Below are 19506 nucleotides of genomic sequence, written 5' to 3'. Positions count from 1 at the left end.
TAGTGCCGTTGAAGAAAACAACAAACGGTATCAGGAAAACCCACAACTATATCGCACCAGGCAAGAGATCAACGAACATATCTTTGGAACCATTACGAGACAATGGGGCTACAACCACACTAATTTAACGGGACTAGAAAAAGTAAATGGTGAACACAGTTTAATTATGCTAGTGTACAACATCAAACGTGCGATAAACATACTCACAGTTCCCGACTTAATAGATAAACTCAAGAAATGGAAGTCACCTTACAAAACCAAAGGTGTTATTATTTTTAGGAGGCTTTATTTAAGCCTTTTTATGGACTTAATCGAAATGAACCTAACAATTGCTGCCTAAAAAAATAGCTTGCTTAGCGTAGTTCTATGCAATTATACAGCAATGGATTTTGAGGTTATTTAGTGAAAAACGGAGTTTTTTCACAACCTGACGTTTCGCGGCTTCAAGAAGTGGCGAACTTCGTAACCGAGTACTTTCTGCCAAGATAAAATTTCTTGCGAAAGAAAAATATGAATTTAGCAGATTTCTCGCCATTTCTTGAAACCGCTGTTAGCAGATGTAGTTTTTACCATTTTCGTTTTTCAACAACTTCTTTACACAATAAATCCAATTCTTCAGACTTTTCCATTTCTGTTGGATTTTTGGCTATTCTTTTTATTATTTCAATATTTTTCTCATCTACAATCAAATCTTTAAAGATGTTTATAACATTCCATTTCCAAATATGATCTACAGTAATTAGAATTGGATAGATTTCATTTTCAATTTCAATAAAATTATCGACTAAATATTCGGCAACGATTCCAGATATTGGCCAATTCATATCTTGAATCCATTCCAACAAATTTGGTATGATTGGTTTCAATTCTGCAACATTATAATTCTTTAGATTTTTAGCTCTTTTATAATCACCTTTTTCCTTCGGAATCAAATCAAATATGTTTTGTAGTTCGTTTCTCATACTATATCTGCTAACTAGTATATAGGCGAAACAAACCTTCGCATATCCACCCAAATTTGGGTAGATTGGCGAAGGTTTGTTTCGCTTTATTGCTTTTCAAATATATAAATAATTCTTTACAAATCATCGAATGGGCTTTTTATTTGTTGAATACTTTTCGTCCTTACGTGCGTATAAATTTCGGTGGTTTTGCTGCTGCTGTGGCCTAATAATTCTTGCATGAACCTTAAAATCATTATCACTTTCTAGCAAATGCATGGCATAACTATGCCTTAACCAATGCAAACTTACTGGTTTGGTAATTTTTGCTTTTTGCAATGCTAGTTTTAAAACACTATGTAAACTTTTTTCTAAACAAGCGTTTCCCGCTACTTGCCCGTCATACAAGTAGGTCTGTGGTTTGTAATTTTATACTATTCACGCAGTTATTTAAGTATTTTAGGACTAATGGGCACGATTCTATTTTTATTTGGAATTATATCGCCTACCTAGTATACAGGCGAAACTAACCTTTGCATATAAATCCAAATATGGGTAGCTTGACACCGGCTTATTACGCTTTATTGATTTTCAAGTAAATCATAATTTTCTTAGAAATTTATTTTAAAAACAATCTCTTATAAAAAACACACCTCTTTTCTAGCCCCGATAGCAGTGAAAATCCTTTGCTTTGGCGGTAGCCAGAAGCAAAGATTGTAGCGTATAGCGGGACAAAACCTCTTGTGAAAAGCGCTTACTCTGCTCCAAAAAAAAAGCTGCCCAGTGGTGGACAGCTTTATTATATTGGATATTCCGTAATAATTCGGAATTAGCAATTCACGCCATTTTAATTCATAAAATGGGTTCGCTACTTATTTAATCAATTCAAAACTTCTTTTTACAAAAGCGGTAAGTGCTTCTCCTTTTAAAAGGTTTTGTGATAGTTTAGCCAAGTCAAGCGCTTGTTTGATTAAGCTTTCTTGAGCTGCTGCGTCTTTGTTGTTTAGAATGCTGGTCGCTAATTCAGAATTAGTATTGACCACTAAATTGTACATTTCTGGCATATTACCCATTCCAAACATTCCGCCACCGCCTGATTGACTCATTTCTTTCATTCTTCGCATAAACTCTGGTTGTGTAATAATGAATGGTGATGCGTTGCTGTCTAGCGCTTCCAGTTGAACCGTGTACGTTTGTTTTGGAACTATTGTCTCTAAAACAGTTTTCAAATTAGTTTGCTCTTCTTCTGATAATTTAGAAATCGTAGTTTCGTCTTTCTTGATCAAATTATCAATATGATCTGAATCGACACGGATAAACGTCATGTTGCTGTTATCGCCTTCAATTTTTTGAATCAGGTGCGAGATAATAGGAGAGTCTAGTAATAAAACTTCATATCCTTTTTCTTTTGCAATCTCAATATAGGAGTGTTGCGCTTCCTTGTTTCCAGCATACAAAACAACTAGTTTTCCGTCTTTATCCGTTTGATTTGCAGCAAGATTTTCTTTGATTTCTTCCAGCGTATAGAATTTGTCATCTACTGTTGGGTATAGAACAAAAGCTCCTGCTTTTTCGTAGAATTTATCTTCAGATAACATTCCGTATTCTAAAACAATTTTAATATCATTCCATTTTTGTTCAAAATCGGCGCGGTTTTCGGTAAACAACGATTTCAGTTTATCGGCTACTTTACGAGTAATGTAATTTGAAATTTTCTTTACTGCTGCATCCGCTTGCAATCCAGAGCGAGACACATTTAATGGAATATCTGGTGAATCAACAACACCTTTAAGCATCATTAAAAACTCAGGTACAATTCCTTCTACATTATCAGTTACATAGACCTGATTTTGGTACAACTGTATTTTGTCTTTCTGAATTTGTAAGTCAGAGCCCAATTTAGGGAAATATAAAATTCCAGTTAAGTTAAAAGGATAATCAACATTTAAGTGAATATGGAACAATGGCTCCTCAAACTGCATAGGATACAATTCATGGTAGAAATTTTTGTAATCCTCTGGAGATAATTCGGTAGGTTGTTTTGTCCATGCTGGATTAGGGTTGTTGATGATATTGTCCACTTCTACTTCTGTAAAAGTTTTGTCTTTATCTTCTTCGGCAACTTCTTCGCCCTTTTTTTGTTCAATTTTTTCTGTCTTAGTTCCAAATTTAATTGGAATAGGCATAAACTTATTATACTTATTCAATAAACCTTTGATCTTAGAATCTTCAAGAAATTCTAAAGAATCTTCGGCAATATGTAGAATGATTTCAGTTCCACGAGTCGTTTTATCAGCTGGTTCTAAGGTAAACTCAGGGCTTCCATCACAGGTCCAGTGAGCCGCTGGTTCGTCTTTATAAGATTTAGTTATAATTTCCACTTTTTTAGCAACCATAAAAGCAGAGTAGAAACCAAGACCAAAATGACCTATAATTCCAGAATCTTTAGCAGAATCTTTGTATTTATCTAGGAACTCTTCAGCGCCAGAAAAAGCAACTTGGTTGATGTATTTCTCCACCTCATCAGCAGTCATTCCTAAACCTTGATCGATAATATGGAGCTTTTTACCTTCTTTATCGATTTTTACTTCAATCATTGGGTTGCCATATTCTACTTTGGCTTCGCCAATGCTTGTAAGATGCTTTAATTTTAATGTTGCATCAGTACCATTAGAAATTAACTCTCTCAAGAAAATCTCGTGATCGCTGTATAGGAACTTCTTGATTAAGGGAAAGATGTTTTCAACCGAAACATTAATTTTACCTGTTGTCATATTTTGAATTTTTAAGTTTGTTTTAATGGCAATTAATCTTTCAAACACAGTACCATTAATAGATTAAGTGACAAAATGTCGGAAGTGTTAATTTTAATAAAATATAATAAAATTTTGCAACAATAATGTAAACCTCCAACTTACCTTTGTGTAAGTATTAATTCATTAAAATTGAGAAAAATGAAAAAAGTTATTTTAATATGCACTCTAGCAGTTTTAATGTTTGCTTGCAAATCACAGTCTGCGACTAGTACAAGCACAGATAGAAAAGCACAAGTTGCTATAAAAGGAAATTGGGAAATTAGTGCGGTGACGTATCCAGGATCACAATACATCAAAGTGAATACATTTCAGTTAGCAGATTCAGAATGCTTTGTAGGAAGCACATGGAAATTTGTTTCAAATAATAATAAAGGAACAATGGCTTTGAATAAAGCAGACTGTATTTCTTTCAGTTCACCAATTACTTGGTTTGTAAATGACAACGGTCAGTTTGTATTGAAAGTTTTAGATGCTGGTGAAAAAGCAAAAAAAGTGAGAGATGGTTATGTATTAGGATTAGCTAATCAAACTGAATCCTCTTTCCAATTGATTGACAAAATTGATGTTGGAGGAAAAATGACAGATGTAGTTTATCAATTTCAAAAAACTAACTAAATAATAAATACAATTATGAAAAAGATTTCAGTAGTTGCAATTGCAACAATAATGGTTATAGGTTCAATGTTTACTAGTTGTGAAGCAGTAAAAAATACCAATCAAAAACAAAGAGGAGCGGGAATAGGTGCTGTTGCTGGTGCTGTACTTGGTGGAGTTCTTGGGAACAACCTGGGTAAAGGTGGTAACGGAGCTATGGGTGCTGTTCTTGGTGGAGTAGTTGGTGGAGTTGCTGGTGGCGTTATTGGTAACAAAATGGATAAGCAAGCGAGACAAATTGATGAAGTTCTTCCCGGTGCTGAAGTTGTGCGTGTGGGAGAAGGAATTAAATTAGTTTTAAATGAAAACGCCGTGCGTTTTGATACAAATAAGTCTTCTTTGACTGCTGCTGCAAAAGCAAATTTGGATAAATTAGTTCCGGTGTTTGCAGAGTATCCTGATACTAACATCACTATTTATGGTTATACTGATAATACGGGTGCTGCCGAATATAATTTGAAACTTTCAGGTGAAAGAGCAGCTGCAGTTAAAAGTTATTTGACTGGAAAAGGTGTTGCTTCTAATAGATTTCAAGTGACTGGTTTAGGAATTGCTGATCCAGTAGCTTCTAATGAAACGTTGCAAGGAAGAAGTCAAAATCGTCGTGTTGAATTTGCTATTACTGCAAATGAAAAAATGATCAAAGACTCTGAGGCAGAAAGCAAAAATTAATAGATCTTACTTATAAAAAAAAGGTTGTTTCTTTACGAAGCAACCTTTTTTTATATCTTAATTTTAATACAGTTTTGCTGAGAAGGTCTAATATAAAGGAGTACATTCAAGTTTGTAATAGAGATTAATTAAACACGCTTTAATTGCAATTAATCGTCGCTGCGCTTGATTTGATAAAATAAAAACAGTGTTTTCAAGGACTAAATGGATTACCCGCCTCATTACAGCTTGATACAACCATTAATCAAATTAATAAAGAGAAGTATGTTTCATGACAGTTTTTCACTTGTTTTTGAAATGTAGTGATTTGAAATCCCAGTTAAAATGATTAATAAAAGACGATTACGCAGGAAGATATACTGCTGATAAGTTCTGAATGAATCAGTTCTGAATAAATCATAAACCCCTACAAATCCTCGTGTAAATAAATTAAACATTGTAAATTTGCACTTTTAAAATTTGAAGATGCTAGAGATAAAAGACATAACATTCACTTATATTAACCAACCAGTTATTGAAAACATCAGTTTTACGATTGCTAAAGGTCAAAACACAGCGATCATTGGCGAAAGCGGTTGCGGAAAAAGTACTTTGTTAAAACTTATTTATGGATTATATGACTTAGATAGTGGTGAAATTAAATACAATGGAAATCCTATTTTAGGACCCAAGAGTAATTTAATTCCCGGCGAAGATTATATCAAATATTTAGCACAGGATTTTGATTTAATGCCATACATAACTGTAGAGGAAAACGTAGGTAAATTTTTATCGAATATGTATCCTCAGGAAAAAAGTGCTCGTGTTCAGGAATTATTAGACATGGTTGAAATGACTGCTTTCGCAAAAGTAAAAGCTAAATTTTTAAGCGGTGGTCAACAACAAAGAGTGGCGCTGGCTAGAGTTTTAGCAGTAGAACCAGAAATTTTATTACTTGATGAACCTTTTAGCCAAATTGATTCTTTTAGAAAAAATTCTTTGCGTCGTAATTTATTTCGATATTTAAAAGATAAAGGAGTGACTTGTATTATTGCCACTCACGATAGCACAGATGCGCTAGCTTTCTCAGATGAAACAATAGTAATGCAAGCTGGAAAATTGTTGGCTAAATCCAATTCGAAGGCCATATATGAAAATCCTGCAAATAAATATATTGCTTCCCTTTTTGGTGAAGTCAATGAATTAAAATTGTCGCAGCTAATTCCTTTAAAAGGGGACGAAGATCGCTTATTACTACTGTATCCGCATCAATTAAAAGTTGTTGACAACGGAATAATGCAGGTAGTGATCAAGCAGTGCTACTTTAAAGGAAGTCATTATTTAATTAAAGCAGCGTTTGAGCGACGCGCTATTTTTTTTGAACACGATAGTGAATTAGAATTGAATCAAGAAGTTACATTGATGATGTCGTAAAAAAATAAACCCCGAAAAGTACTAATTTTCGGGGTTTTCTATTTATTATAATGAAGCTTTTTTTACCGTAGATTCGCAGATTTTAATTTTGTGAATCATTTGCCGCTGGATCAGAAAGGCGTGAATTTAATTGGTTAATCAACCTTAAAAACTTTGTGACTTTGTGGCAATAAAATCTTTTATTTATTAACAGTAAATAACTTAATTCTTCAAATACTTTTCTAAAAATTGATCTTGTTCCCAAAGTAAATGAAGTATATTTTCTTTCGCGACATAACCGTGCGCTTCTTTTGGTAAAATCACCATTCTTGCTGGAGCTCCTAATCCTTTTAACGCTTGGAAATAACGCTCTGTTTGCAATGTAAATGTTCCAGGATTATTATCAGCCTCTCCGTGAACTAATAACATTGGTGTTTTCATTTTACCCGCATTCATAAACGGTGACATAGCATTGTAAACCTCTGGACTTTCCCAGTAGTTGCGTTGCTCACTTTGAAAACCAAAAGGAGTTAGCGTTCTATTGTAAGCACCACTTCTAGCAATTCCGCAAGCAAAAAGATTAGAATGTGTTAGTAAATTCGCCGTCATAAACGCACCGTAAGAATGACCTCCAATTGCTACTTTTTTCTTGTCAATATAACCTAAAGCGTCCACAGCATTAATTGCAGCCTCCGCATTATCTACTAATTGGGTGATGAAATTATCATTTGGTTCCGTTGTTCCTTCGCCAATTATTGGGAAAGCAGCGTCATCAAGAACTACGTAACCTTTAGTTACCCAATATACAAAAGAGCCATAACTAGGAAAAGTAAACTCATTTGGATTTTGTGTTACCTGTCCCGCTGAATTCTTGTCCTTATATTCTGCTGGATAAGCCCATATTAGTAATGGCATTTTCTCTTTTTTTGCTTTGTCATAACCAACAGGTAAATACAAAGTACCTGACAATTCAACTCCGTCTTTACGCTTGTATTTAATCACTTCTTTACTTACGTTTTTAATACTTTCAAAAGGATTTTTAAAATCAGTAATTGGTGTTAACTTGTTTTTTTGTTTGATGTTTCGTAAGAAATAATTAGGATACTCATTTTTAGATTGAATTTGTACTAAAACAGTACCTTTCTTGAAATCCTCAATTTCAATAATATCCTCTTTTTTATCAGTATAAGTTGAGGTATACAATCGGTTTGATTTTAAAGTTTTTAAATTAAATTCACTAATAAATGGAAATTGACCGTTTTTTGTAAAACCATTACCAATGAGAAAAGCGTTTCCATCCTCCATTGCTAAAACATAGCGATTGTATTCATTTTTTCGAGTTTCGAAATTTCCAGGATCAGAGTATACATCTTGTGAATTTCTATCAAAAATTACTTTTGGTGCTTGACTTGGATCCGATGGATTTATTAAATACGTTTTTGTATTTCTAGTATCATACCATTCGTCAGAAACGATTGCCATAGTATCATTACCCCAAATCATTCTGTCATAACGTTGTGGTGTTTTAACTAATGTAGTAGGATCATTGTTAAATGGAGCATTCCACAAGAAGACTTCATCTCTAAAAGCTACATTATTAGCAGGATCTCCACCATCTAATGCTTCCGCAAAAACTAAAGTAGCAGGCTTATCTGCTCTCCAAGTCATGTTTCTTTTTCCTTTACGAACTGCCATAAATCCTTTTGGAATAATTTCAGTCAGCGGAACCTCATTAACAACTTTGATCTCTTTTCCTGATGTATCATAAATAGCTGATTTAGATGGGAAACGGCTAAGTGGAACAATATAAGAGAATGGTTTTTGAATGGTGGTTACCATCAGATAATTACCGTCTGGCGAAAAACTTTCTCCGGCATACATAGCTGCTTTCATAAACAAAGTAGCTGTTCCATTTAAGTTTACTTTGTACAATTCAGAAGTCATGATGTTTTCAAAATTAATCTCGTCATTCTTGTTTTTCAACATATCTGGATAGGTTCTGTTTTGAGATTTTGCTCCATCAGCATTTGAAATTATTGGCCCAGCTGGTAAGTCTTTTTTAGAATCTAATAACGCCGCTCTATTTTTTGGAAGCATTTTCACTAATATAGTTTCGTTGTCATTCATCCAGCTAAACGGACTTCCTATATTAGCATTGACTGTAGCTTCAGTTAATTTTATGGCTTTCGCCGAAGCAACATCAATAACCCAAAGCTCAACTCCAGAAGCCGTAGTATGAGAAAAGGAGATTTTCTTATCGTTTGGTGACCAAGCTAAATTACTAATACGAGGATTTTGAGGCAAACCAGTAACTTGCATTTCATTTTTGTCACTTACTTTTCTTAATTTAAGATTATTGATGTAAGTGACTGTGCTAGATATATTGGTCAAGGGATTGATTCGTAATCCACCTAGACGCAATTCTTCTTGATTTAAATCATCTAATGTTTTGTATGTATTTCTATAAGATAATAGCAAATATTCTTTTTTAGTATCCATTGATACTGCGGGTGCTCTTTCGAAATCAGCTAATTCTAAGATGGATTTAGATGGTTTTTGGTAACTTAAGTTTTCTTGAGCAAAGGTGGTTAGGCTCAGTCCTAAAAATAGGAAAAACGGAATTTTTGACTTCATAATTTGAATGATTTTAAATTAGCAATAGCATAAGGTAATAGTAGTCGAAAATAATGCAATATTATTACATTTGAAAGCGAAAGATCTTTTTTCTATAAAAGGGAGTAAGATTTTTTTTTTGATGGTTACGCCAAAACGAAATATTGATATCCAGTTCGCAGCATTTAAACAAAATCAATTTGTAGAAACGCAATTCACGAGCTTGAAATTAATTTATTTTTTAACCACAAGTATTCTGGTTTTAATTATTAAAAAAGCAGTAATTTGTACGTTCAAATTTTGCTTTGTGGTTTAAATTTACAACGGATTTATAATAAAAATAATAATATGTATCATTCAAAAATAACAGGACTAGGATTTTATGTTCCTGACAATGTAGTAACGAATGATGATTTATCTAAAATCATCGAAACTAATGACGAATGGATTCAGGAAAGAACAGGAATCCAAGAGCGAAGACACATTATTCCGGGCAAAGACACTACCACGTCAATGGGAGTGAAAGCGGCTGAGATTGCCATCAAGCGTTCCGGTTTAGACAAACATGATATTGATTTTATTGTTTTTGCAACACTAAGCCCTGATTATTATTTTCCTGGCCCAGGAGTTCTAGTACAAAGGGATTTAGGTTTGAAAACCATTGGCGCATTAGATGTAAGAAATCAATGTTCCGGTTTTATTTATGCTTTATCAGTTGCTGATCAATATATCAAAACTGGAATGTATAAAAATATTTTAGTTATTGGATCTGAAGTACATTCATCAGGATTAGACATGACTTCTCGTGGTCGCGGAGTTTCAGTAATTTTTGGTGATGGAGCAGGAGCAGCCGTTTTGAGTAGAGAAGAGGATTTAACAAAAGGAATCTTGTCTACACATTTACATGCTGAAGGGCAATATGCTGAGGAACTAATTTTGAAAGCACCAGGAATGGGTGGTCGTTGGGTTTCAGATATTCTTGCTGACAACGATCCAGATGATGAAAGTTATTTTCCTCACATGAACGGACAATTTGTTTTTAAAAATGCAGTAGTTCGATTTAGTGAAGTGATTAACGAAGGTTTAGAAGCTAATAATTTACAGGTAGCCGATATAGATATGTTGATACCGCATCAAGCTAATTTGAGAATTTCACAATTTATTCAAAATAAATTCAAGTTACGCGACGATCAAGTGTTTAACAACATTCAAAAATACGGCAATACTACAGCAGCATCTATTCCTATTGCATTGACTGAGGCTTGGGAACTGGGAAAAATAAAATCCGGCGACACTGTTGTTTTAGCTGCTTTTGGTAGTGGCTTTACTTGGGCCAGTGCAATTATAAAATGGTAAATTAACGTTATTCACAGTATGCAATAAATCTATTTATTAAGACCTATGTAATTTATTACCTAGGTTTTTTATTTGCAAGTAAAATCAATTAAGTAATTTTATAAAAAAAGTATGACTGTCATATTATTAATAGCCGTAGCAATAATTGTTTTAGGATCTTATTTAAAAAATGATTACGAGATCGTTAGAGAAATAAGAATTAAGAAACCAAAACAACAAATTTTCAGTTATATAAGATTACTTAGAAATCAAAACGAGTATAGTTATTACAACAGAAAAGATCCTAATACAGTAAAATCCTATTCTGGAACTGATGGTGCAGTAGGTTTTACTTATTTATGGAGTAGCAAAGTCAATAGTATTGGTACGGGAACACAAACCATATCAAAAATTGTAGAAGGTGACGAGATTTCTTGTAATATACAATTTACAAAACCTTTACCTTTAAAATCTATTGCAGTAATTTCATTGACAGCAATTAGTGAAAACGAAACAAAGGTTACTTGGACTTTTAGCAGTATTTATAACTTTCCACTTAATGTTGTAATTTATTTTGCAGATCTCGAAAAGTTAATAGGTAATGATATTGCAAGTAGTTTAATCACATTGAAGGAAACTCTTGAACGATAGCTTAAGAGGGTGGATGACTACAAAGATTTTTTTTTGATTATTTTCATAAGAAGAATTTTTTCAGTTGCTCTATTTAATTTTAAAATTTTATCTAAATAATTAGATTTTCAATGGTAGAAAAATTACCCTCTTTGCAAAACATCAAGTAATTGTAAACAAATTTCTTCAATTTATTTTTACAAATGATATTGTTACTTCTTTTTTGAAGTTTTCGCTTTCTCATCGGGAACGCAGTCTGGAACTTTCTTGCTGTCTTTTGTTTTCATCCCCAATTGATGATAACCGTTCCAACAAGGATCCTCTTTCTTTTCATTTTTTTTATTATCCATTGCTATGTTTATTCATTTAAAAATTATTTTATTACTTTGATTGTACAAATCAACTCGTTTTGTTGTGAAACAATATTGTTTTTAAATATTAAGAGATACATAACTTTACGTTGCGACTGCTGCTCCTTTTTAGATTTTTGTTTTATCTCGTTTTAAATAAAGTATAAATTAAGATGCAATCACAATTTCAGGTTCTATTACAATAGTAGTTTTGACAGAATTAGAAATAAGACAATTTTTTTCACTCATTTTAATAACTCGTAATGCTTTATCAGCATCTTCAGCATTAGTGATAGTAAGAATGAGTTTTAATTTTATTTCAGTTACCATATACATTTCATCGATTTTCTCTACAATTCCGATAGCGTTGCATTTAAAATTTTCATAATTTAATTCTGAATTATCGGCGATGGCAAAAAAAGTATTCATTACGCAACTATTAATTGCTGCGACAAATAAATGTTCTGGTGACCAAATATTAGGCTCACCATTGGGGAAATCTGGTGGTGTTGCAATCTCTATTTTTTGATACAAATCAGGTGAAGAAATAATTCCTTTTCGTTCATCTGTCCATTCTACATCTACTTCGTACTTGTGTTGATTTTCCATTGTATAAGATTTTATTATATAGTTTTAATTTTTACAAATCGATTTTAAAACGATGAGGTTATTAATTTTATTTCTTTCAATGCTCCTTATGTGTTTACAAAGCCATTCAATTTTTTTATAATTATTGAACAGATAATCCACCATCTATCAGTTGTATAGTTCCTGTAATAAATTGACTATCATCACTTGCAAGAAATAGCACTAATTTGGCAATTTCTTCTGGTTCCGCATAGCGTTTTAAAGGTATCGTTGCTTCAAAATCTTGCTGTACTTGCGCGGCGTTGCCTGAAGAAACACCTTCTTCAATAGAGCGCATCATTCTATTGTTAACTGGCGAAGGATTTATCGTATTCACTCTTATTTTTCTTGGCGCTAATTCGATAGCTGCATTTCTCATTATCCCTACAACTGCATGTTTGCTAATGATATAAGCGCTCATATTAGCGGAGCCTAAAATTCCCGCAACAGATGAGGTCATAATTATACTTCCACCATCATGCATATGTGGTATTGCATATTTATTACCTAACCACATTCCTTTGACATTAACAGCGATTACCTTGTCAAAAATTTCTTCTGGATAATCCTCTATTGGTTTAACACCACCTTCAATTCCAGCATTGTTAAAAAACACGTCAATTTTTCCAAAAACTTGAACCGTTTCATCAATATAATTTTGGACATCAATAGCTTTTGTGACATCAGCAACGCAATATTTAACATCTACACTATTTAGTTCTTTAATTGTTTTTTTAAGGGATTCTTTGTCTAAGTCAATTAGCATAACTTTTGCGCCTTCTTCTAAAAATAGTTGAGCGGTAATTTTACCTATACTACCAGCACCACCAGTTATAATTGCAACTTTATTTTTTAATCTTTTCATTTTGATATAATTTATGAATTTGTTTTCCGTTTTTAATTTGCTTTTGATTGACAAGCATCTTAGGACCCAATTTGAACATTGAAGTTTACTGTTAAATTTTTCGAATTCTAAAAGTGTTCAACTGTTAATTATTTTTTTTGATCAACTCAAAAGTTTTTGTTTATTATCCTTGATCTTCCTCTAAATCATTATGATTGTCGCCACCCAAACTGTAATAATTATTTTCTTCATCTTCACTACCAACACTTTCCTGCTGGTCATCCAACTCTGAACCTGGCACGTCTAAATCGCTTCCTGACCTTGCGTTTTCAAAAGATTTTTCATTCATTCTTGGCGCTTGATCTACTGCTGTTTTATTTTTTGAGGTATTCTCAGGATTTAAATCTGCTTCTTTAGTAAATTGTTGATAAATATCTTCCTCAGCTGGATAAATTTGAAGATCTGCGTATTCAGTGTTTTTATTATCACTAAGTTTAACATTACCTTCATGAGTTTGAGAATATTGATGAACAATGTCTAGTAATGATTGATAATACTTTTTGAAATTTTCAATTAGGATCTTCTCGTCTTTATCGTTATTTTCAGGCATTTCCGATATATATTTAGTAAGCTCTGGAAATTCCTCTCTTATCTTAGTAGTGATAGCAATTATCTTTTGTTGTATTTCTGTTATAGTTTCCATAATTGTTTTGAATTAATATTTAAATTTGACGCTATAATAAATTATATTTGTCTGCAAATATTTGTAATACTAGGATTAGGTACAAGTGTGGTTAGAGCGCAAATAGAAAATGTAATCAATCTGCACTATTGAAGTTCTTATAAGTGTGATTATTAATATTCCGATTATAATTGCGACAAATAAATGAATTATAAAGGTCATAATTTTTAATTGAAATAGTGTTATAGAATTATTTAGATTCATTGTCTTATTCACTTATTTAGTCAAAAACAGCGGTGTTCTAATCGTTTCTAACTTTAATTTCAATTTTAGTGATCATAATGTCTTAATTATTTTGTTAATAAATCGTGCTGGCTTTGACTAAAGATTAATTATATATTCGCAAATTCACAATTCTCAAATTCCCTCAGAATACCTATCTTTGCGCTCTTAAAATAATTTATAAAATGACATTACCACTAATTCTTACGCCCGCTATCGAAATAGCTGTAAAAGCTTTATTTGACGTTGTTCTTGATAAAGTTGAATTTCAAACCACTCGGAAAGAATTTGAGGGCGATATTACAATGGTCATTTTCCCTTTACTAAAGTTGGTACAAAGTAATCCGGTCGAATTAGGGAATAAAATAGGAAACTACCTAGTCGAAAATTTACCGGAAGTCAGTAGGTTTAATGTCGTTTCGGGATTTTTAAATATTGTTATTGCTGACACCTATTATTTAGATTTTTTTGCACAAATAAAAGAGGAAGCTAAGTTTGGTTTTGTAAGTCCATCTTTAAGTGAAGGAATAAATGATAAAGCGGTACTCATTGAATATTCATCGCCTAATACTAATAAACCTTTACATTTAGGTCACGTTCGTAATAACCTATTAGGATATTCGGTTGCTGAAATAATAAAAGCGAGTGGAAAAAAAGTATATAAAACTCAAATCATCAACGATCGCGGAATCCATATTTGCAAATCGATGTTGGCTTGGCAAAAATTTGGAAAGGGACAAACTCCAGAATCTACTGCTACAAAAGGGGACAAACTAGTTGGGAATTATTATGTTGCTTTTAATAAGGTATATAAAGAAGAGATAGCACAATTACTGAGTGCTGGTAAAACCGAGGAAGAAGCTAAAAAACAAGCTCCTATTATATTAGAGGCACAGGAAATGCTTCTGAAATGGGAAGCGGGTGATGAAGCTGTTATTAAGCTTTGGAAAATGATGAACCAATGGGTTTATGATGGTTTTGCTATTACCTATAAAAATTTAGGAGTTGATTTTGACCAGTATTATTATGAAAGTGATACCTACTTACTAGGAAAAGATGTCGTCCAAATTGGTTTAGATAAAGGAGTTTTTGAAAAAGATCCTGATGGTTCAGTTTGGATTGATTTGACTGATGAAGGTTTAGATCGAAAAATTGTACTGCGTTCAGATGGAACAGCGGTTTATATGACCCAAGATATAGGGACTGCCATTCAACGAGTGAAAGATTTTCCTGATGTGGGTGGAATGGTCTATACTGTAGGAAACGAACAAGATTATCACTTTAAAGTGTTGTTCCTAATCCTGAAGAAATTAGGTTTTGATTGGTCTAAAAACTTATTTCATTTATCTTACGGAATGGTCGATTTGCCGTCTGGTAAAATGAAAAGTCGCGAAGGAACTGTTGTTGATGCAGATGATTTGATGGAGGAAATGACTAATACGGCTCAAAAAATTGCTGAAGATTTAGGAAAATTAGATGCTTATTCTATTGAAGAGAAGTCAAAATTATATAATACAATAGGTCTTGGTGCTTTAAAATATTATATTTTGAAAGTAGACCCTAAAAAACGAATCTTGTTTAATCCAGAAGAATCAGTAGATTTTGCTGGAAATACGGGTCCGTTTATTCAATATACATACGCTCGAATTCAATCGATTATTCGTAAAGCTGATTTTGATATTAAAGGTAAATCAAACATTTCTGAGTTGCACCAAAAAGAAAAAGAATTAGTGAAGCAATTAGAATTATTTCCAGAGGTAATTCAAAATGCGGCACAACATCATAGTCCTGCTTTGGTAGCTAATTTCACTTATGATTTGGTACGAGAGTACAACTCATTTTATCAAGCAGTTCCTATTTTGGGCGAAGAAGATGTTGAGAAAAAAATATTCAGAGTCCAACTTTCGAAAAAAGTGGCTGATACTATAGCATTAGCATTCAAACTATTAGGAATTAATGTTCCTGATAGAATGTAATTGCATTTTTAGTTTTGGCAGAAGCCTAATAAAAGTCCTTTGCTTTATTGTAAAGGACTTTTTTGTATTTCAGAATTTTCACTTAAAATTTTTAAGTATCTTTCTGTTTTCTACAAATAGGATAATAAGCAGTTCATCAAATTTACTGATTTGAAAAAATTAATGCTCATGAATGAAACGATAACGCAATATTTATTTGATCCCACCATTGGAAAAATCTCAACAATAGTAATTGGAGTAGCTATAATCTGGATTCTAGTACGATTAATTCAACGCAGTTTATTGTCTAGAATTAAAGGTAATGATAATCATTATCGAGCTAAAAAAATCAGTAATTATATTGGTTATTTGCTTACTATTATCTTACTTATTGTGGTTTTTAGTGATAAATTAGGTGGTCTTACTGTAGCGTTAGGGGTGGCAGGAGCGGGAATTGCTTTTGCTTTACAAGAAGTGATAGCTTCTTTTGCTGGATGGTTGGCAATTATGTTTGGTGATTTTTATAAAACTGGAGATCGTGTGCAACTTGGTGGCATAAAAGGTGATGTAATGGATATTGGAGTTTTACGTACTACAATTATGGAGACTGGTGAATGGGTTGATGGTGATTTATACAATGGGCGAATTGTTTTAATTGCAAATAGTTATGTGTTTAAGGAACCTGTTTTTAATTGTTCAGGTGATTTTCCCTTTTTATGGGATGAAATCAAAATTCCAGTGCAGTATGGTAGTAATTATGATTTAGCAAAGCAATTATTGCTAGAAATTGGCAACCGAGTTGCCGGAGATTTAACTATTCAATCTAGAGAAACTTGGTCTCATTTACAAAATAAATACCGTTTAGAAGATGCGCAAACAGAGCCAATGGTTTCACTTATCGCTACTGACAATTGGGTAGAATTCACGCTGCGTTATGTGGTAACTTACAATAAAAGGCGAGCAACAAAAACTGAATTATTTACCCAAATTCTAAAGAGTTTTGAGGGAACTAATGGAAAAATTAAATTTGCTTCCGCTACTTTTCAAATGGTTGAATCTGCTGATTTTAATATCAACATAAAAAAATAATTTGACAACGATTTCATCTAAAATTAGGAAGAGAGAAATTTGTTAAAATTAGTCTTGAAATAGCTTTCAATTATCTAATGTATCTAATTGCCTAATTATCGAATTAGTTTATCTTTGCATTTCAAAATAAATCACTACTATGTTTGATAATTTAAGCGATAAATTAGATAAAGCCTTTCATATACTTAAAGGTCACGGAAAAATCACCGAAGTAAATGTGGCTGAAACGCTCAAAGAAGTGCGCAGAGCCTTGCTTGATGCCGATGTAAACTTTAAAATTGCAAAGGATTTTACAACAAAGGTTAAGGAAAAAGCACTTGGGCAAGACGTTTTAACTACACTTCAGCCTGGACAGTTGTTGGTAAAACTTGTTAAAGATGAATTAACAGAACTAATGGGTGGTGATGTTGCAGGAATTAATCTTTCTGGAAATCCAACAGTTATTTTAATGTCAGGATTGCAAGGTTCTGGAAAAACTACTTTTTCTGGTAAACTAGCTAATTATTTACTTAATAAAAAGAATAAAAAACCACTTTTAGTTGCCTGTGATATTTATCGTCCAGCAGCGATTCAGCAACTTTATGTTGTAGGAGATTCTATAGGGGTTGAAGTTTACTCTGAACCAGAAAATAAGAATCCAGTTGAAATTGCTCAAAATGCGATAAAACATGCGAAAGCAAATGGATTTAATGTCGTTATCGTCGATACAGCTGGTCGTTTAGCCGTTGATGAAGAGATGATGAACGAAATTGAACGGGTTCATAAAGCAATTCAGCCGCAGGAAACATTATTCGTTGTGGATGCTATGACTGGTCAAGATGCTGTTAATACAGCAAAAACATTCAACGATAGATTGAATTTTGATGGAGTCATTCTAACTAAGTTAGATGGTGATACGCGTGGTGGAGCAGCACTTTCTATCAAGACTATTGTTAATAAGCCAATAAAATTTGTAGGTACAGGAGAAAAGATGGAAGCCATTGATGTTTTCTATCCTATTCGTATGGCCGAGCGAATTTTAGGGATGGGTGATGTTGTTTCCTTAGTTGAGCGAGCTCAAGAGCAGTTCGATGAAGATGAAGCGAGAAAAATCCAAAAGAAAATTGCTAAAAATGAATTTGGTTTCGATGACTTTTTGTCCCAAATTCAACAGGTAAAGAAAATGGGTAATATGAAAGACTTGGTAGGAATGATACCAGGTGCATCAAAAGCGATGAAGGATGTAGAAATAGAAGATGACGCTTTTAAACATATTGAAGCAATAATTCACTCAATGACACCAATAGAAAGAAGTAAGCCCACATTAATCGATGTAAAAAGAAAGGCGAGAATTGCGAAGGGTTCAGGAACTAAAGTTGAACAAGTGAACCAGTTGATGAAGCAGTTTGAGCAAATGAGTAAGATGATGAAAATGATGCAAGGACCCGGAGGAAAAAATTTAATGAAAATGATGGGTGGAATGAAAGGTGGAATACCAGGCGGAATGCCCGGAATGAGATAATATTTATTTAAGGTTTAAAGTTTTAATTATGAAACTGTAAACCTTATTTTTTTGATACACAACTACAACTATATTTAATGAAGATGTTTCTATTATTAGCTCTAAAAAAAAATAAAATAAAACAGTTTCAAGCTCTAAACTATAAATTAAAATGCAACTACTAGACGGAAAAAAAACAGCAGATGATATTAAAGTTGAAATCGCTGTTGAAGTACAAAAAATTAAAGATAGAGGGGAAAAAGTTCCTCACTTAGCAGCCATTATTGTTGGAAATGATGGTGCTAGCTTAACTTATGTGGGCAGTAAAGTAAAAGCTTGCGAAAGAGTGGGCTTTGAATCTACTTTAGTCAAAATGCCAAGTACTACTACGGAGATTGAGTTACTTAAAAAAATCAAAGAATTAAACGAAAATGATGAAATAGACGGGTTCATCGTTCAGTTGCCTTTACCAGAACAAATCAACGAGCAAAAAGTATTAATGGCAGTTGATCCAAGTAAGGACGTTGATGGATTTCATCCAGAGAATTTTGGTAAAATGGCCTTAGATATGAGTACGTTTATACCAGCAACACCTTTTGGGATATTGGAATTACTAGAAAGATATGGTGTTGAAACTAAGGGGAAGCACACGGTGGTTATAGGGCGTAGTCATATTGTAGGTAGGCCGATGAGTATTTTAATGGGAAGAAAGGGTTTTCCCGGAAACTCTACTGTTACACTAACGCACAGTTACACTAAAAATATTGAAGAAATCACTGTTCAAGCTGATATAATTATTACAGCACTTGGCGTTCCTAATTATCTAAAAGCTAATATGGTCAAAGAGGGCGTTGTTGTTGTTGATGTTGGAATTACACGTGTCCCAGATGAATCTAATGAAAAAGGATATGTAATTACAGGTGATGTAGATTTTGATGAAGTAAGTAAAAAATCATCGTTTATTACGCCTGTTCCAGGTGGAGTAGGACCTATGACTATTGCAATGCTATTGAAAAACACACTTCTCGCAAGAGAAATGAGAAGGAATAAATAGATTCGAATTTTGCAGCATTTAATTTATAAGTTAATTAGAAATTTACTTAGCCTATGAATTGGTAATCAAACTTTAAAAATTGTATGATAT

The 19506-nt window shown here is 33.0% G+C and carries 18 protein-coding genes; 10 read left to right on the top strand and 8 right to left on the bottom strand.

Annotated elements, in window-relative coordinates; translation table 11 throughout:
* Positions 1 to 340: transposase (locus BUA99_RS02340; protein ID WP_234972884.1), on the top strand; the 340-nt coding region annotated here is incomplete at its 5' end.
* 226 nt (positions 341 to 566) lie between these two features.
* Here the strand turns inward: BUA99_RS02340 and BUA99_RS02335 are convergent.
* From BUA99_RS02335 to htpG, 3 genes are all read right to left on the bottom strand, one after another.
* A complete protein-coding gene (locus tag BUA99_RS02335; protein WP_072987665.1) occupies positions 567 to 962 on the bottom strand; it encodes a DUF5071 domain-containing protein in 396 nt (131 codons plus the stop codon).
* Positions 963 to 1085: 123 nt separating this feature from the next.
* Positions 1086 to 1349: a site-specific integrase gene (locus BUA99_RS14910; protein WP_200778632.1), complete on the bottom strand. Its 264-nt coding sequence runs from the start codon at positions 1347 to 1349 to the stop codon at positions 1086 to 1088.
* A 464-nt stretch (positions 1350 to 1813) separates the two neighbouring features.
* On the bottom strand, positions 1814 to 3715 hold the full coding sequence (htpG, locus tag BUA99_RS02325) for a molecular chaperone HtpG (protein WP_072987763.1): 1902 nt from the start codon (positions 3713 to 3715) through the stop codon (positions 1814 to 1816).
* A 180-nt stretch (positions 3716 to 3895) separates the two neighbouring features.
* Here htpG and BUA99_RS02320 point away from each other — a divergent pair, with 180 nt between their 5' ends.
* From BUA99_RS02320 to BUA99_RS02310, 3 genes are all read left to right on the top strand, one after another.
* A complete protein-coding gene (locus BUA99_RS02320) occupies positions 3896 to 4372 on the top strand; it encodes a lipocalin family protein (RefSeq protein WP_072987662.1) in 477 nt (158 codons plus the stop codon).
* A gap of 15 nt (positions 4373 to 4387) precedes the next feature.
* Positions 4388 to 5083: a YiaD family glycine zipper/OmpA-like lipoprotein gene (locus tag BUA99_RS02315; protein WP_072987659.1), complete on the top strand. Its 696-nt coding sequence runs from the start codon at positions 4388 to 4390 to the stop codon at positions 5081 to 5083.
* A 465-nt stretch (positions 5084 to 5548) separates the two neighbouring features.
* Positions 5549 to 6496 carry an ABC transporter ATP-binding protein gene (locus tag BUA99_RS02310; RefSeq protein WP_072987656.1) on the top strand — a complete coding sequence of 316 codons (948 nt, stop codon included), beginning with the start codon at positions 5549 to 5551 and terminating at the stop codon, positions 6494 to 6496.
* Positions 6497 to 6697: 201 nt separating this feature from the next.
* Here the strand turns inward: BUA99_RS02310 and BUA99_RS02305 are convergent, their stop codons facing one another.
* The gene (locus BUA99_RS02305) at positions 6698 to 9109 is read right to left on the bottom strand and encodes an alpha/beta hydrolase family protein (protein WP_072987653.1); all 2412 of its coding nucleotides are present in this window, start codon (positions 9107 to 9109) and stop codon (positions 6698 to 6700) included.
* Positions 9110 to 9436: 327 nt separating this feature from the next.
* On the opposite strand from BUA99_RS02305, the gene BUA99_RS02300 reads away from it, so the two are divergent.
* Together BUA99_RS02300 and BUA99_RS02295 are read left to right on the top strand one after the other, a co-directional pair.
* The gene (locus BUA99_RS02300) at positions 9437 to 10444 is read left to right on the top strand and encodes a 3-oxoacyl-ACP synthase III family protein (protein ID WP_072987650.1); all 1008 of its coding nucleotides are present in this window, start codon (positions 9437 to 9439) and stop codon (positions 10442 to 10444) included.
* 111 nt (positions 10445 to 10555) lie between these two features.
* The gene (locus tag BUA99_RS02295; protein WP_072987647.1) at positions 10556 to 11074 is read left to right on the top strand and encodes an SRPBCC family protein; all 519 of its coding nucleotides are present in this window, start codon (positions 10556 to 10558) and stop codon (positions 11072 to 11074) included.
* 191 nt (positions 11075 to 11265) lie between these two features.
* Here the strand turns inward: BUA99_RS02295 and BUA99_RS15070 are convergent, their stop codons facing one another.
* The 4 genes from BUA99_RS15070 to BUA99_RS02280 form a co-directional block, all read right to left on the bottom strand.
* Positions 11266 to 11403 (bottom strand): hypothetical protein, encoded by a 138-nt coding sequence (locus BUA99_RS15070; RefSeq protein ID WP_159430923.1) that lies wholly within the window; start codon positions 11401 to 11403, stop codon positions 11266 to 11268.
* A 168-nt stretch (positions 11404 to 11571) separates the two neighbouring features.
* A complete protein-coding gene (locus tag BUA99_RS02290; protein ID WP_072987644.1) occupies positions 11572 to 12012 on the bottom strand; it encodes an OsmC family protein in 441 nt (146 codons plus the stop codon).
* Positions 12013 to 12133: 121 nt separating this feature from the next.
* Positions 12134 to 12895, bottom strand: a complete 762-nt coding sequence (locus tag BUA99_RS02285; protein ID WP_072987641.1) for an SDR family NAD(P)-dependent oxidoreductase — start codon at positions 12893 to 12895, stop codon at positions 12134 to 12136.
* 163 nt (positions 12896 to 13058) lie between these two features.
* Complete coding sequence (locus BUA99_RS02280; RefSeq protein WP_234972883.1) at positions 13059 to 13577, bottom strand: hypothetical protein; 519 nt, start codon at positions 13575 to 13577, stop codon at positions 13059 to 13061.
* Positions 13578 to 14023: 446 nt separating this feature from the next.
* On the opposite strand from BUA99_RS02280, the gene argS reads away from it, so the two are divergent.
* The 4 genes from argS to BUA99_RS02260 all read left to right on the top strand — a co-directional run bounded on the left by argS (position 14024) and on the right by BUA99_RS02260 (position 19416).
* Complete coding sequence (gene argS / locus BUA99_RS02275) at positions 14024 to 15814, top strand: arginine--tRNA ligase (RefSeq protein ID WP_072987638.1); 1791 nt, start codon at positions 14024 to 14026, stop codon at positions 15812 to 15814.
* A 168-nt stretch (positions 15815 to 15982) separates the two neighbouring features.
* On the top strand, positions 15983 to 16882 hold the full coding sequence (locus tag BUA99_RS02270; protein ID WP_200778631.1) for a mechanosensitive ion channel family protein: 900 nt from the start codon (positions 15983 to 15985) through the stop codon (positions 16880 to 16882).
* Between the two features lie 139 nt (positions 16883 to 17021).
* Positions 17022 to 18383, top strand: coding sequence for a signal recognition particle protein (gene ffh, locus BUA99_RS02265; protein WP_072987632.1), 1362 nt, complete (start codon positions 17022 to 17024; stop codon positions 18381 to 18383).
* Between the two features lie 151 nt (positions 18384 to 18534).
* Positions 18535 to 19416 (top strand): bifunctional 5,10-methylenetetrahydrofolate dehydrogenase/5,10-methenyltetrahydrofolate cyclohydrolase, encoded by an 882-nt coding sequence (locus BUA99_RS02260; protein WP_072987629.1) that lies wholly within the window; start codon positions 18535 to 18537, stop codon positions 19414 to 19416.
* Positions 19417 to 19506 lie beyond the last annotated feature (90 nt).

The sequence above is a fragment of the Flavobacterium segetis genome (assembly GCF_900129575.1).
Lineage (GTDB): Bacteria > Bacteroidota > Bacteroidia > Flavobacteriales > Flavobacteriaceae > Flavobacterium > Flavobacterium segetis.
The sequence above is the reverse complement of the archived record's forward strand: the minus strand, read 5'-3'. Positions and strand labels throughout refer to the sequence as shown.

Excerpts from the sequence above, each read along its gene's own strand:
- BUA99_RS02335 (WP_072987665.1), bottom strand. The coding sequence starts at position 962 with ATGAGAAACGAACTACAAAACATATTTGATTTGATTCCGAAGGAAAAA.
- htpG (WP_072987763.1), bottom strand. The coding sequence starts at position 3,715 with ATGACAACAGGTAAAATTAATGTTTCGGTTGAAAACATCTTTCCCTTA.
- BUA99_RS02320 (WP_072987662.1), top strand. The coding sequence starts at position 3,896 with ATGAAAAAAGTTATTTTAATATGCACTCTAGCAGTTTTAATGTTTGCT.
- BUA99_RS02315 (WP_072987659.1), top strand. The coding sequence starts at position 4,388 with ATGAAAAAGATTTCAGTAGTTGCAATTGCAACAATAATGGTTATAGGT.
- BUA99_RS02310 (WP_072987656.1), top strand. The coding sequence starts at position 5,549 with ATGCTAGAGATAAAAGACATAACATTCACTTATATTAACCAACCAGTT.
- BUA99_RS02305 (WP_072987653.1), bottom strand. The coding sequence starts at position 9,109 with ATGAAGTCAAAAATTCCGTTTTTCCTATTTTTAGGACTGAGCCTAACC.
- BUA99_RS02300 (WP_072987650.1), top strand. The coding sequence starts at position 9,437 with ATGTATCATTCAAAAATAACAGGACTAGGATTTTATGTTCCTGACAAT.
- BUA99_RS02295 (WP_072987647.1), top strand. The coding sequence starts at position 10,556 with ATGACTGTCATATTATTAATAGCCGTAGCAATAATTGTTTTAGGATCT.
- BUA99_RS15070 (WP_159430923.1), bottom strand. The coding sequence starts at position 11,403 with ATGGATAATAAAAAAAATGAAAAGAAAGAGGATCCTTGTTGGAACGGT.
- BUA99_RS02290 (WP_072987644.1), bottom strand. The coding sequence starts at position 12,012 with ATGGAAAATCAACACAAGTACGAAGTAGATGTAGAATGGACAGATGAA.
- BUA99_RS02285 (WP_072987641.1), bottom strand. The coding sequence starts at position 12,895 with ATGAAAAGATTAAAAAATAAAGTTGCAATTATAACTGGTGGTGCTGGT.
- BUA99_RS02280 (WP_234972883.1), bottom strand. The coding sequence starts at position 13,577 with ATGGAAACTATAACAGAAATACAACAAAAGATAATTGCTATCACTACT.
- argS (WP_072987638.1), top strand. The coding sequence starts at position 14,024 with ATGACATTACCACTAATTCTTACGCCCGCTATCGAAATAGCTGTAAAA.
- BUA99_RS02270 (WP_200778631.1), top strand. The coding sequence starts at position 15,983 with ATGAATGAAACGATAACGCAATATTTATTTGATCCCACCATTGGAAAA.
- ffh (WP_072987632.1), top strand. The coding sequence starts at position 17,022 with ATGTTTGATAATTTAAGCGATAAATTAGATAAAGCCTTTCATATACTT.
- BUA99_RS02260 (WP_072987629.1), top strand. The coding sequence starts at position 18,535 with ATGCAACTACTAGACGGAAAAAAAACAGCAGATGATATTAAAGTTGAA.